The sequence below is a fragment of the Peptostreptococcus russellii genome (assembly GCF_900110295.1).
GTDB classification, from domain to species: domain Bacteria; phylum Bacillota; class Clostridia; order Peptostreptococcales; family Peptostreptococcaceae; genus Peptostreptococcus; species Peptostreptococcus russellii_A.
The window spans coordinates 52,871-66,643 of the sequence record NZ_FODF01000003.1 but is presented as its reverse complement, the minus strand read 5'-3'; the positions used below and the strand labels follow the sequence as shown (position 1 = coordinate 66,643).

General features: G+C 29.8%; 13 protein-coding genes. 3 read left to right on the top strand and 10 right to left on the bottom strand.

Going from position 1 to position 13,773, the window contains the following annotated elements; all coding sequences use genetic code 11:
- Nucleotides 1-241 precede the first annotated feature (241 nt).
- From BMY82_RS02850 to BMY82_RS02830, 5 genes are all read right to left on the bottom strand, one after another.
- A complete protein-coding gene (locus tag BMY82_RS02850; RefSeq protein ID WP_091974473.1) occupies nucleotides 242-1,237 on the bottom strand; it encodes an asparaginase in 996 nt (331 codons plus the stop codon).
- Nucleotides 1,238-1,258: 21 nt separating this feature from the next.
- Complete coding sequence (locus BMY82_RS02845; protein ID WP_091974472.1) at nucleotides 1,259-1,687, bottom strand: hypothetical protein; 429 nt, start codon at nucleotides 1,685-1,687, stop codon at nucleotides 1,259-1,261.
- Between the two features lie 215 nt (nucleotides 1,688-1,902).
- Nucleotides 1,903-3,792 carry a PTS fructose transporter subunit IIABC gene (locus BMY82_RS02840; RefSeq protein ID WP_091974470.1) on the bottom strand — a complete coding sequence of 630 codons (1,890 nt, stop codon included), beginning with the start codon at nucleotides 3,790-3,792 and terminating at the stop codon, nucleotides 1,903-1,905.
- A gap of 192 nt (nucleotides 3,793-3,984) precedes the next feature.
- On the bottom strand, nucleotides 3,985-4,905 hold the full coding sequence (gene pfkB, locus BMY82_RS02835; protein ID WP_091974468.1) for a 1-phosphofructokinase: 921 nt from the start codon (nucleotides 4,903-4,905) through the stop codon (nucleotides 3,985-3,987).
- A gap of 392 nt (nucleotides 4,906-5,297) precedes the next feature.
- Nucleotides 5,298-6,047 (bottom strand): DeoR/GlpR family DNA-binding transcription regulator, encoded by a 750-nt coding sequence (locus tag BMY82_RS02830; RefSeq protein WP_091974467.1) that lies wholly within the window; start codon nucleotides 6,045-6,047, stop codon nucleotides 5,298-5,300.
- Nucleotides 6,048-6,296: 249 nt separating this feature from the next.
- Between BMY82_RS02830 and BMY82_RS02825 the strand changes: the two genes are divergently transcribed.
- Nucleotides 6,297-6,809 (top strand): ECF transporter S component, encoded by a 513-nt coding sequence (locus BMY82_RS02825; RefSeq protein WP_091974465.1) that lies wholly within the window; start codon nucleotides 6,297-6,299, stop codon nucleotides 6,807-6,809.
- Between the two features lie 121 nt (nucleotides 6,810-6,930).
- Entirely contained in the window at nucleotides 6,931-7,206 is a 276-nt protein-coding gene (locus tag BMY82_RS02820) for a GNAT family N-acetyltransferase (protein WP_091974463.1), read from the top strand.
- Between the two features lie 251 nt (nucleotides 7,207-7,457).
- Here the strand turns inward: BMY82_RS02820 and BMY82_RS02815 are convergent, their stop codons facing one another.
- From BMY82_RS02815 to BMY82_RS02795, 5 genes are all read right to left on the bottom strand, one after another.
- Entirely contained in the window at nucleotides 7,458-8,714 is a 1,257-nt protein-coding gene (locus BMY82_RS02815) for an Nramp family divalent metal transporter (protein WP_091974461.1), read from the bottom strand.
- Nucleotides 8,715-9,043: 329 nt separating this feature from the next.
- Nucleotides 9,044-9,271: a barstar family protein gene (locus tag BMY82_RS02810; protein WP_091974459.1), complete on the bottom strand. Its 228-nt coding sequence runs from the start codon at nucleotides 9,269-9,271 to the stop codon at nucleotides 9,044-9,046.
- A gap of 339 nt (nucleotides 9,272-9,610) precedes the next feature.
- On the bottom strand, nucleotides 9,611-9,922 hold the full coding sequence (locus BMY82_RS02805) for a hypothetical protein (protein ID WP_091974456.1): 312 nt from the start codon (nucleotides 9,920-9,922) through the stop codon (nucleotides 9,611-9,613).
- Between the two features lie 35 nt (nucleotides 9,923-9,957).
- Nucleotides 9,958-10,716 (bottom strand): NUDIX domain-containing protein, encoded by a 759-nt coding sequence (locus tag BMY82_RS09670; protein ID WP_091974454.1) that lies wholly within the window; start codon nucleotides 10,714-10,716, stop codon nucleotides 9,958-9,960.
- Between the two features lie 171 nt (nucleotides 10,717-10,887).
- Entirely contained in the window at nucleotides 10,888-11,787 is a 900-nt protein-coding gene (locus tag BMY82_RS02795; RefSeq protein WP_091974452.1) for a cation diffusion facilitator family transporter, read from the bottom strand.
- A gap of 548 nt (nucleotides 11,788-12,335) precedes the next feature.
- On the opposite strand from BMY82_RS02795, the gene BMY82_RS02790 reads away from it, so the two are divergent.
- Nucleotides 12,336-13,691, top strand: coding sequence for a cation:dicarboxylate symporter family transporter (locus BMY82_RS02790; protein WP_091974450.1), 1,356 nt, complete (start codon nucleotides 12,336-12,338; stop codon nucleotides 13,689-13,691).
- Nucleotides 13,692-13,773: the final 82 nt, after the last annotated feature.

Below are 13,773 nucleotides of genomic sequence, written 5' to 3'. Positions count from 1 at the left end.
AAATGTACTAATACTAAAAATACAAAATAACCTATACTGTGACCTAATATTTTTCATTTATAAAAGTCCTATATTTCTATTTATAAAAATATATTTTTTAGTCACAAAGCCACCCCTTTACTATATCAAAAAAATACTTTTTATTCCATAAAAAGACAATAAAAATTTCCACACAAAAAACCTCTTATGTCATATTTTTACATAAGAGGTTTACTATATTTTAAAATTGATTCTTCATATTTTAGTAAACTATATCATGTGATATTGGCTTATAAAACATTTTCTCTACTTCTTCTACATCTTTTGTTATAGCTGTAATCCACATCATTTTACATACAGTAGATTCTGTTGTCATATTATAATTTTCAAGAAGGTGAAGGTTTCCCTTTATTTCATAGCCCACTTGATAAACTTCCATATTGCTACCTTCATGTGGCACAGATGTTGAAAGTATAATTATTTTTCCCTGTTTTTTCAATTCATGAAGCTTTTCAACTAGTGAGTTATCTCCGTCATAGCAAGGTATTCCACCTACACCAAATCCTTCTATTATCAAAACATCTGATGCCTTACCTATAAACTCAAATAAATCTGGACTTATTCCAGGAACTAGCTTTAAAATATTTACATTTGTATTTAATTCATCATAGAAGATAGTTTCTCCCTCGATTTTTTCTTCTAAATAATAAATTACTCTACCATTGAATACTATTCCAACCGTAGGATAATCAACACTATCAAAGGCATTATAACTATGAGTTCTTGTTTTTCTAGCTCTTGTTCCTACTATTATTTTAGAATCAAACACTATATGTACTCCACATGCCTTTTCATCACAAGCATATATAAAAGAATCATATAAATTCTTTCTAGCATCTGTATCTTCTAGATATATAGATTTCTGAGACCCAGTCATTACTACTGGTTTCTTTGAATTCTGTATAAGATAAGATAAAGCAGAGGCTGTATACGCCAAAGTATCTGTTCCATGAGTTATTACAAAACCATCATAATTTTCATAGTTTTCCTTTACACAGTTCGCTATTTTTATCCAGCCTTTTGGACTCATATTACTACTATCTATGTTCATTAGCTGAATAGCACTTACTTCACATAAATCTGCAATATGTGGGGCAAGTTCAAGAATTTCATCACTTGTAATACTAGGTACTAAACCTACTTCTGTTGGCTTAGAGGCAATAGTACCACCAGTTGCAATTAATAATATTTTCTTCATCCCAATACCTCTTTTTTAAATTTAATTATATAATTTCTTCTTTACAACTCTATATGTCATGAATACAACAAATCCAAACATAAACAATTCTATGGATTTAACCTTAAATAAAACAACTAAAAATACAGGCTTTGAATATGATAACATTGCTCCTAAAAGCATTAATAGTATTATCATTTTGTAGAAAAGTTGCCTTCTATTATCTTCTTCCTGAGTCATATTTTCAGGTGATGTATACATTTTGTATATAATAAAAAGAACTCCTACTATCACTACTATTACAGTAAAAATATCTCCTCTTGTAATTACGCTTTCCGTCGCCAAATAACTTTTGGCCATAAAACCTCTAAAAAGATCGACAATGCTTTTTATCAGTGCCGCAATTCCAAAAATTCCTACTGAAAAAACTGTAGCACTAAGAAAATCAAATCTATCACTTATCCATCTCATACATCTTCCCCTTTATCTAATATTTTTCTTATCATCTAATAATACCATGCAAGGATTGCACACATAGAATATTATACACAATAATTTTATGTTTTTCCACAGTATGAAAAATATATATCCACTCTAACTACTTACTTATCTAGTTTAAATTATTCCAAAACAAAAAATGCACAGCCATTGGCTGTACATTTTTATCTTGTGTATTATTAATTATCTTATATTTCTGTTGGCTTTTTCCATATTCCGTATATGATTCCAGATATTGCTGTTCCTATTACTATTGCAAGAAGGAAAAATAGTATCTGATGTGGCTCCATTACAAATGCAACCAAAATCCCACCATGTGGAGCAGGAGTGCTTACATGCCATAACTGAGTTAGACCTCCTGCTACTGCAGAACCTACTATCGAGCTGGCTATTACTCTTACAGGATCTGCTGCTGCAAAGGGAATTGCACCTTCTGTAATAAATGTAAGCCCTAAAATCCAGTTTGTAAGACCAGACTGTATTTCCTTTTTAGTAAACTTACTTTTAAATACTGTTGTAGCAAGGGCAATCGATAGAGGTGGAACCATTCCACCTGCCATTACTGCTGCCATAAAGTTCCCCTGTTGAGTAGATGTAAATACACCGATTGCAAAAGTATAAGCTGCCTTATTTATAGGTCCACCCATATCTACCGCCATCATTCCGGCAAGAACTGCTCCCAACAATACGGCATTTCCTGTTCCAAGATGAGTAAGTGCATCATTCATAGACTTATTAATTCCTGAAAAAACTGGATTAATTCCAAAATACATAATTGCACCTGTAATTAAAAGCCCCAGCACAGGGAATATAATCATAGGTTTAATACCTTCAAGGGACTTTGGTAACTTAGCTGTTAATTTCTTTAGCAATACTATTACATAGCCTGCTATAAAACCTGCTGCAAGTCCTCCTAAAAATCCTGATCCAGTCTGAACTGCCATTAGACCAGCCACCATACCTGGCATAAGAGCAGGTCTATCAGCAATGCTCATAGCTATATATCCAGCCAGTACTGGTATTAATAATGAAAAGGCTCCATTACCACCTATATCCATAAGAAATTTATATATTTCACTATTTGAACCAAATAAGCTCTCAGCCATAAATGATACTGCTATTAGAATACCACCGCCTACTACAAATGGAAGCATATGACTGACTCCATTCATTACATCTTTGTATATCTTACTTCCTATTGATAATTTTCCCTTTGATTCTTTATCTTGATTTTTATTTTCAGCATTGTATATTTTGCCATCTTTATTTAAAGCTCTATTAATTAGTCCTTCTGTATTTCTTATAGCTTCACTTACAGGAGTCTTTATTAAGTGCTTTCCATCAAATCTGTCCATTTCAACATTTTTATCTGCTGAAACAATTACAGCCACGGCTTTTTCTATTTCTTCTTTTGTAAGAACATTCTTTGCTCCATCACTTCCATTAGTTTCTACTCTTATATCCACACCCATTTTTTCAGCTTTTTCTTTCAAAGCATCCTCTGCCATATATGTGTGAGCAATTCCCGTAGGACAGGCTGTTACAGCAACTATAAAAGGCTTTTTAATATCTTTTGTCTGGATTTTCTTATCTTCTTTTTTCTTTTTTTCTATTTCTTTATTCTCTTTTTCTCCTGCTTCTACAAGCTCTATTACTTCATCTGGATTCTTAGCTTTTCTTAGCTTTTCTATAAAATTGGCTTTTAATAAAAGCTTTGATAAGTTGGCAAGTGTTTCAATATGAGTATTATTTGCGCCTTCTTCAGCAGCTATCATAAAGAATAGATGTGCCGGCTGTCCATCTAGAGAATCATAGTCTATCCCTTTTTCACTTCTTGCAAATAAAACACAAGGGGTATTTACTGCCTTAGTCTTTGCATGAGGCATGGCTATGCCATCTCCCAATCCAGTAGATGAAAGTTCTTCTCTATTCATTATTTCTTCTCTAAATAACTCTTCATCACTTATCATTTTTTTCTCTTTTAACTTAGCGATCATTTCATTTATTGCATCTATCTTATTGTCCGCAGCAAGTTCCATAATCATTATTTCTTTTTTTAATAAATCAGAAATTTTCATGCTCTTTCCCTTTCTATATCCTAGACATTAAAAAATATATACTAAATTTTTAATGTCTATTCTTCATAATCAACTTTTAACTATATTTTATATAAATTTATATCTATCTTTAAATACAAAGCTATACCATATATCTCTCAATACTTAAAACTTTCATCTCACTATTTTACTCTGTATATTTACATAATTTTTTTATAGAGTTCTGTACTCTTTTATAAGTACTTTTTTATATATTTTCTCTATTTCTTCTTTATTTGCTATATCTTGACAAAAGGCTGTGGCAGTTCCACAAGCTACAGATATTTTAAAGCTTTCTACTTTATCTTTTCCTTCTTTTAGACTTCCTACAAATCCAGCAAGCATGGAATCTCCAGCTCCTACTGAATTGATTAGTTTTCCTTCTATTCTAGGTGCAAAGTAAATATCTTCACTACTGAAGAACAAAGCTCCTTCTTCCCCCATAGAGACAATTACATATTTAGCTCCCATTTCCAAACACTTTTTTCCATATGGTATTATCTCTTTTATAGACTTGAATTCTATCCCAAATAACTCTCCAAGCTCATCTATATTCGGCTTTATTAACAAGGGTTTTCTTGATATCAAATCTAAAAGCTTTTCTCCAGAAATATCCACCACAAAATCTGCTTTTTTTTCTATACATATATCTATTATTTGAGATATTATATCTTGATCAAGACCAGGAGCACTACTACCAGAAATGATTACTGTATCTCCTTTTGATATATTCTTTATCTTTTTTAGAAAATCTTCCTGTTCATTTTCTTTTATTTCAGGTCCTCTACCGTTGATTTCACTTTCACACTTAGATTTCAATTTTACATTGATTCTTGTATTTTCCCTAACCTTTGTAAAATTTTCATTCATATCATTTTTTTCAAAGCAAGTTTTTATATAATCTCCTGTATATCCACCTATAAAACCTAATGCTGTACTCTCTATCCCTATATTTTTAAGAAGCTTAGAAACCATAATTCCCTTGCCACCTATATTTGAATACTCCTTTTTTGCTCTATTTAATCCACCTTCAATAAATTCCTCTACTTCAACTATATAATCTATTGATGGATTAAGAGTTACCGTATATATCATATTCTCACTCCCCTTATATCCTCACTCTTTTCTTTCAAAATCTTTCATAAATCCATAAACATTGATTAAACAGTACTTTCAATGCATCTTTTTTTAATTTATTTGATTATAACATTGTAAAAAACAAAAATCAATCATTTTCTTTCATTTTTGCTGCATTTAAATCGTTTTTCCATTTACATTCTTTCAAATTCTGTCATTCCCCAGTAAAACATATATAAAATTTTTTAATATAGTAATTAGTATAAAGTAAGGCAAATATATATTATTTTGCCTATCAAAAACCAAAAGAAGATGGCAACTGCCACCTTCTTTTTTATTGCTTTTTATTATAACATTTTTTGTAAAGTATCTAAAGTACAAAATCAATTAAATTATCTATTTCTAATATTTTATTCTACTGTAATAACTCTAGTAAAGGCACATAATTCCTCAATATCTTTTCTCTTGGCATCTGTAACAATAGTTACCTCATCAAGATCACAAACCTTTGAAAATGAAACCTTGCCAAACTTACTAGAATCTGCAAGTATATAGGCTTCTTCTGCCTTTTTTATTGCAGCCCTCTTTAGAAGTGATTCACTAATATCTGGAGTAGTAATTGAAGCATTTACTGTAATACCGTTCGCCCCTAAAAAAGCCTTACTGAACCTAAAATCTTCAATCTGCATAATAGCTTGCTCTCCTACTATGCTCTTTGTTATAGGCTTAATTTCGCCTCCTAGTATATATGTTTTTATATCGTTCTCTATAAGCTTTTCCATATTGTATACACCGTTTGTTACAACTACTACATCTTTTCCCTGTAAAAAAGGTATTATTTCATATGTAGAAGTACCTGAATCCAGATAGATAAAATCCCCATCTTTAATAAGTTCTCCACAGTACTTGGCTATTTTTTTCTTTTCCTTTACAAATTGAGTAATTCTCTCAGTAATTGTATTATCATATGTAAAGTTGCTTCTTGTACCAACTGCACCACCATGAACTCTCTTTACAAGTCCCTTATCTTCTAATTCATCGAAATCCCTTCTAATTGTAGATTCACTGACATCTAACTCTGAAACTAGTTCTTTTAATTTAACTGTACCATTCATTTTTATTTTATCTAATATATATTTAAAACGCTCTTCTGTTAACATCTGACCTCCTAAAATTCATCGCTTTTGTACCCATACACACTATTTATATATTTACTATATAATAATAATCATTTTATTTCTATTATTTTGCTATATTTTTTTCATTTTCCTCCATTTTTTTTACAAAGCTTTTCTATTGAACCGATACACTTTATTTTTATTTCCAATACAAATTGAATAATGTCCCCATTTATACTATTATTATTATTGAACAAATAATTATAATAATTTTCTAATTGGAGGTCAATTATGAGCAGTCAGATTTATGAGGAACACAAATTTGAAACCAAAGATTTCGTTTTATGCGGAATACTTATGGCACTTACAACTGTCATGACAATGATAGTTCAGATTCCTGTTGTAGGTGCTCATGGTTATGTAAATATGGGAGATACTGTTGTTTTATTCTCAGGTTTATACCTTGGAAAAAAACACGGTGCTTTAATAGGTGGAGTTGGTTCAGCTATGGCAGATTTAATTTCTGGATATGGTGTATACGCTCCTCTTACATTTGTAACAAAAGGACTTGAAGGATTTATATGTGGACTTATTGCTGAAAGAGTTCCTGGAAAAAAGGGTGAAACAATAGCTGCAGTTGTAGGTGGAATAATAATGGTTTCTGGTTATTTTATAGGAGAAATATTTATGTTTAACCTTAAAACTTCAATAGCAGCAGTTCCAGCAAATACAATGCAAGCGTTATTTGGTGTCGTTACTGCCCTTGCAATTTTTGCAGGAGTTAAAAAGGCTCTAAAAAAATAAAAGTTTTTTTTCATAATTTTATAAAATAAAAACTTTTTATACAATCCATAATTAGCAACTGTTTCTTATATTTTTTTAATGGTATATATTATATTAAGTACTACTTTAAGGAGGAAGCGTTATGGATTTTAAGAAAGAAAACAACAGAATTTATCTAGAAGATGATAAGGGGGATACTCTTGCAGAAATCACTTTTCCATTTCTAGACAAAGACCTTGTAACTATTAACAAAACTTTTGTTTCTCCAGCCCTAAGAGGACAAGGTATGGCTGGAAAACTTATGCAAGAAGCTGTTGATACAATAGAAAGCAAGGGATGGAAAGCAGAGGCGCAATGCAGTTACGCTAAAAAATGGCTTGAAAAACATCCAGAAAAGAACTTTCTATTTATAAAATAGCGATAATTTTGATAGACTTATTGTAAATTAGTTATTTTAAATTTTAATATGTGGGATATAATTTTAATATGTTAGATATGTTAGATACGTTAGATACGTTAAATGATATTTAAAGTCGGTTATTTTTAATAAGCTAAACTCGTATAATGTGCTTAAATAAAATTCACAAGAAAAGAAAGAAGCTTCTAGTAAAGAGAAGCTTCTTTCTTTTTATTTATAGTGTCTATTATTAATTCAATACTATTAAATTATTACAGGAGTTCTCTAAAAAGCATTATATTAAGAACAGTTAAAATTACTGCTATTATTATAAGCATTGCTTTTGTAAGAAAACTATTTTTATTTTTACCCATAACTTTTTCTGAAGAAGTCAAATATATCTGAAGAAATACCGTTATAGGGAGTTGTATTGATAAAAGCATCTGAGAATATATCAAACCCTCAAATGGATCTGGTATAAAGAATATAACGATAGTAGACAAAATCACTATTGCAATAACTGCAAATCTACTGTGAAAATCCTTAATATCATAAGGTTCACCAAACATTCCCGCAAATATAGATCCTCCTGACATAAGTGCTGTAATTGTAGATGAAATACCTGCAAATAAAAGCGCTAGAGCAAATATTACAGATGCCATATTACCCAACATAGGAGTCAAAAGCCTTTGGGCACTTTCTAGTTCAGAAACGGCTATATTATGTTGAAAAAATGTAGCTGCTGCCAATATAATCATGGCAGAATTTATAGCCCAACCTATAACCATTGAAAATAAAGTGTCCATAAACTCATATTTTAACTGCTTTTTTATTACTGTTTCATCCTCATTATTAAATTCTCTAGACTGAATCACTTCAGAATGTAAAAATAAATTATGAGGCATTACAACTGCTCCAAGAACAGACATAACTATGGGAAGAGAACCTTCTGGCAAAGATACTGTTACCCAGCTTCTAGCTGCTTCTCCCCAATCTACAGGCACCATTTTTAACTCTATAATAAATGAAATACCTATAAGAGATACAAATCCTATAATATACCTTTCTAACTTAGCATATGAGTTTGAAAGCATCATTATTACTACAAGAATAGATACAAGAATTGCACCTAGTTTAATCGGAATATTAAAAAGCATCTTCAAAGCTATTGCACCACCTAAAATTTCCGCCATACTGGTAGCCACTACAGCCATTAACGAAGTTGCTAAAACTGGAATCGATACTTTCTTGGGAAGATGCTTACTTGCAGCTTCTGATATACAATCTCCTGTTGCTATTCCCAAGTGTGCCGCATTATGCTGAAGCACTATCAGCATAATTGTAGACAAGGTAACCATCCACAATAAAGAATATCCATAATCCGCTCCTGAAGATATATTTGAAGCCCAGTTTCCAGGATCTATAAATCCTACTGTAACTAGCAAACCTGGACCTACATACTTTAAAAAATTTCTAATACCATTTGCAGGCTTATGACCACCTGTCTTAAACTTTCCTAAAAAATCCATAAACTATCCTTTCTATAAAATATTTTGCACCCTTATATAAATTTAAATATTCTACTAATATTTTTAATAGTGCACTTAATATATTAATCACCTAAAAATATTTCAAGGCTTTTTGTTTTTTATATCTAAATCATTAAAATAATAACCATTATATTCAATCAGCTATATTTTGAAAATACCCATATGGGAATATACTTAAACATATTAAATAATATCTTATAAATAAGTATTTTTTATTTATTTTTATCACAAAAAAAGAGAAATAAACTTTCTAATATCAGTTTATTTCTCTAAATATTTTCATATAATCACTCTTTATAAATATATTATTACTTACTCACGTCATTGCATAAAATTGCACAAACTATCTCTTGCATCTCTTCTAAAACTGGGCCACCCTTAATCACTTCAAACTCACAATCTGCATTTTTTGAAATATGATGAAGTGCATCAAGATTTCTTCCGTAATCGGAATCTAGGCATAACTCCTTTATCATAAATTCATGGAAATCATCCAGTGTTCTGAAATTATTAAAATCAACAGTCAACTTTCTCATAGCTACAAAACCCCTTTTCAACTACATAGTATTTAATATAAATTATGCGTTTATACTTTTCCTTGAAGTAATAATATAAACTTCTTAAATTTATCTGCAATATCATAATCAAATTTTTTCATTTTTCATTTTTTTGAATATTCCAAAAGATATTGCTATTATTTCGAAAAACTCTATAACTATATTCTAACATTAATAGTAGCCTTTTGTATCTCATTTTCCGAAAAAAAGTTAATTTCTAACATAAAAATACATTATTATATTTTCTTTTTTATTTTTAAATCAAAATAAAATTTAAAAACGTTTTCTGATTATAAAATTAGTTTTTTGTTTAAAATTCTATAAGCCTGTTTTTTCTAAAAGAACATACTCATTATTTTTCATTATTTTGAAAACGTTTCTTTTGTAATCTATCTCAAAATTTGCAAATGCAGATAAAAGATCTATATCTCTCAAAAGATGAACAGTCGCAATTTCATTTTTAGAAGTAATTCTTATTATCATTGCCTTCACTCTAGGAAATTGTATCCTTGAATTAAAAAATGACATCTTATTATCTATAATATTGACACTTCTATAATCTAAATCTACATAGATATCTATATTTTTACCATCATCTTTTATAACTCTATGTTCAAAATCTGATTCCATATTAAAATTATAATATTTAATTTCGATCACTCCTTTTAAAATATATTTATAACAGGAACTTCATAGGGATGAGCTCTTTTAATTAGATAATAGGCAAGGTCTGCAAATTCTTTTTTTATTATAAACTTCAATAGTTTCTCATCTGCCTTACTTTCCTTTCCTATTTCACCATCAAAAGGATCCGCTCCTTCTAAACTAATCCAATGTCCTTCTACATCCATTGATGCATAAACATCTTTGTAAAATCCTACTGTAAGTAAATTATATTTAGATAGCTCTTTAATTATTGAATCCACATATTCTTCCGGTACAAATACCTCAAATCTCATAAAGTCATCTTTTTTAAATTCTAATGTATGACTTATTAATTCATCATTTTTATAGTTGAGAGTCAGAAAAAAATACGGTGCCTTATTTTGAATAAGATCTATAAATATCTTATCTCCCTCCCATAAATTCAATTCTTTTACTTCGTCTTTAGGAATCCATTTTAAATCTCCCTCATCACAATCTATTATATTTCCAGTAAAATCATTGCAAGTATACAGATACATAAATTCTGAAGGCTCGTCATTATAATTAAAAACTACAATTCCTCTTTCTTTACAATTATTTGCAATATACCCTGTTTCCTCTTTTATTTCTCTTTTTATACATTCTTCAGGGCTTTCACCTTCTTCTAGCTTTCCGCCTACTCCTATCCACTTTCCTTTATTAACATCTATTTTTTTCTTATTTCTGTAAAGCATAAGATATTTATTATTCCTTTGTAAATAGCACACTGTAGTCAACATTTCTAGCACCTCTTTCTCTTTAATAGTATATTTTATTTATATCTATATTTTTATACTCTATTATAGCATTTAATTATCTATATAAAAAGCGACACTTCCAACTGAAGTATCGCCCTTAATAATTATATTTTACTTTAAACTTTCTATATCTCTAATGTTTATATATAGCCTTTAATCTCTTGGATTTACATGTACCATACAATGCTTACAGTCTGGAAATGCCTTTTCGACTTCATCATGTACCTTTTGGGCTATACTATGAGATTCTCTTAGAGGTAAATTTCCATCTGCTAGAATCTCAATATCTACATACATCTTTGCACCGAATTCTCTAGTTCTCAAAACATCTATTCCTTCTACACCATCTTGAAAAGTTACAATATCTCTTATTTTTGCTTCTACATCTTCACTACAACTTTTGTCGACCATCTTATTGAAACCATCTTTAAATATATCATATCCCACTTTCAATATTAACAGTGAAATAAGAATACTTGCTATAGGGTCAAAAATAGGATATCCCATTCTAGCAAATGTAATACCTATCAAAGAACCAACTGAAGATATAGCATCACTTCTGTGATGCCAAGCATCTGCCATAAAAGCTGATGAATTTAGCTTTTTTGCATAATATCTTGTATACCAAAACATTAATTCTTTTACCACTATAGAAACAATCGCAGCGATTAAAGCTAATACTCCTGGTACTTCAATAGCTACTTTTTTCATATCTACTATTTTTTCAATACCACTAAAACCTATACCTATACCTGTAGCTATAAGTATGATTGCTAGAAAAACAGAAGCAATGCTTTCTAATCTATCATGACCATAAGGATGCTCCTTATCTGCCTCTTTTTTAGACATTTTCACCCCGATAAAAGCTACTACTGTAGTAAATACATCGGAAAGTGAGTGAATTGCATCAGAAAGCATAGCTCCAGAATGTCCCATTGTACCTGCAAATAATTTGAAAACTGTTAATGCAATATTTCCAAATATACTTACTGAGGACAACTTATTTACTATTTTATTTTCCATGGCTCTTTGATCTGTTAATTTCTTTTCCATAATACCATCTCCTTATACAAATTACATCCTTCTTTATTAACATAATTCTTTTTTAAACTTTTTTAAGTTAACAAAATTAACTTTTAATTACCCATCTATTCTCAATTGAAATAAGAATTTATTTTTACTCCCTTGTTTTTTCCTTATAATTTCAACCTATACATCTGATTTTTTCATTAAATATCAATTTATCATATTATCATTTGATTGTCAATAGACCTTTCAATCTTTTATTTTTTTATTAAAATAAACTTTTTTATTTATATAATACCTTAGATAGATTCTATCTATTTGTAATTTTTTTCATTACTTTTTATTTTTTTGGGTATAAATCTTTAAGTACTACAATTTTTGATGTTTTTCACCTTATTATTTGATTGTATATTTTATCCATACTAATAAATTATACCCTTTAAATAATAAAAAAAGCATAATCGTTTGACTAAACTTTTAAATTTAGTGAGACATGAATTTCAGACATCTATTTATAGGATTAAGCTGATGTGAATGATCGAAGTTGTAAATTAAAATATTAGGAGGACACTAAGGTGAAAGAAAGTTTTTTAAAAGATTTCTTAATGATTTCTAACTTTGAAACAGTAGGATTTCTAATTTTATTGGCAATTATATTTTTCTTTATTGCCAAATTGATCAAGCGCTTTGATTATTCTAAGCTAGTTATGATCGGCACAGTATTAGGAATTTTACTAGGATTAATAATTCAAATTGTTTCTGGCTTTGCTAAGGACCCTATGAAAATTAGCTTTGTCTCAGAAACCACAAAATGGTATTCATTATTTGGAGGTGGATATATAGATATTATAAGAATGTTGGTAATACCGCTAATTATAATTTCAATTATCCACGTAATAATAAATATGGATATGAATACTAATATCAGTAAGCTTACTAAGTATACCTTGCTTACATCTATGACTATGTTGGCTATATCAGCTATAGTAGGATTTACTCTTGCATATTTCTACAAATTAGGAGCTTCTTCAGCTATAACAGGTGGAAAAAACATGATAAGAGAAACACATAGCGTGGTAGATACCTTTAGGAATATACTTCCAGCCAATCCTTTCCAAGCTATGTTAGACTTTAATGTTATAGCAATTGTAATCGCTTCAGTAATAGTAGGTGTTTCAGCAAGATCCATTAGAAAAAATACAGATAATAAGCTTGAAAGCTTTACTAAGCTGATAGATGATCTACATAAGATTATTTCAAACATGGCTGATATGATATTAGGATTTATGCCATTTGCAGTTGTTCCACTTCTTGCAAATACAATTGCTCAAAATGGTATACAAGCTATAAAAGATGTGATTGCATTTATAATTATTCTATACATAAGCATTATCATTATGCTTATTATTCAATCTATTGCACTTTTATTATACGGAGTGAACCCAATCTGGTACTTTAAAAATGCTTTATCTACTCTTGTTCTTGCCTTTACGTCAAGATCCAGTGTAGGGGTTCTTCCATCTACTATTACTAGTCTATCAGAAAAATTAGATGTAGATGATGCAACTGCTAGTTTTGTGGCTAGTTTCTCTGCAACTGCAGGTATGCAAGGTTGTGCTGGAATATATCCAGCTATGCTTATAGTGTTTGTAGCAAATACGGCAGGAGTTCCTATTGACTTTAGTTTAGTAATTACTAGTATTATAGTTGTAACAATTGGTTCAATAGGTATAGCAGGTATTCCTGGTACATCTATTACTGCTGCTTCTGTAAGTATTTCAGGGGTTGGTATGAGCCAATACTTTGCTCTTGTAAATCCAATACTCGCAATTGACCCACTTCTAGATATGGGAAGGACAATGCTAAATGTAAGTGGAGCTATGACAAACGCAATAATAGTTGAGAAAAAGATTCAAAAAAACAAAAGATAAATAAATTTTAACAGATTTTTGTAAATTAAAAAGTATCTAGCTAGAATTTTAGCTAGATACTTTTCTTTATAATTTTATATTT

Coding starts and splice junctions, on each gene's coding strand:
- BMY82_RS02850 (WP_091974473.1), bottom strand. CDS start 1,237: ATGAAGAAAATATTATTAATTGCAACTGGTGGTACTATTGCCTCTAAG.
- BMY82_RS02845 (WP_091974472.1), bottom strand. CDS start 1,687: ATGAGATGGATAAGTGATAGATTTGATTTTCTTAGTGCTACAGTTTTT.
- BMY82_RS02840 (WP_091974470.1), bottom strand. CDS start 3,792: ATGAAAATTTCTGATTTATTAAAAAAAGAAATAATGATTATGGAACTT.
- pfkB (WP_091974468.1), bottom strand. CDS start 4,905: ATGATATATACGGTAACTCTTAATCCATCAATAGATTATATAGTTGAA.
- BMY82_RS02830 (WP_091974467.1), bottom strand. CDS start 6,047: ATGTTAACAGAAGAGCGTTTTAAATATATATTAGATAAAATAAAAATG.
- BMY82_RS02825 (WP_091974465.1), top strand. CDS start 6,297: ATGAGCAGTCAGATTTATGAGGAACACAAATTTGAAACCAAAGATTTC.
- BMY82_RS02820 (WP_091974463.1), top strand. CDS start 6,931: ATGGATTTTAAGAAAGAAAACAACAGAATTTATCTAGAAGATGATAAG.
- BMY82_RS02815 (WP_091974461.1), bottom strand. CDS start 8,714: ATGGATTTTTTAGGAAAGTTTAAGACAGGTGGTCATAAGCCTGCAAAT.
- BMY82_RS02810 (WP_091974459.1), bottom strand. CDS start 9,271: ATGAGAAAGTTGACTGTTGATTTTAATAATTTCAGAACACTGGATGAT.
- BMY82_RS02805 (WP_091974456.1), bottom strand. CDS start 9,922: ATGGAATCAGATTTTGAACATAGAGTTATAAAAGATGATGGTAAAAAT.
- BMY82_RS09670 (WP_091974454.1), bottom strand. CDS start 10,716: ATGTTGACTACAGTGTGCTATTTACAAAGGAATAATAAATATCTTATG.
- BMY82_RS02795 (WP_091974452.1), bottom strand. CDS start 11,787: ATGGAAAAGAAATTAACAGATCAAAGAGCCATGGAAAATAAAATAGTA.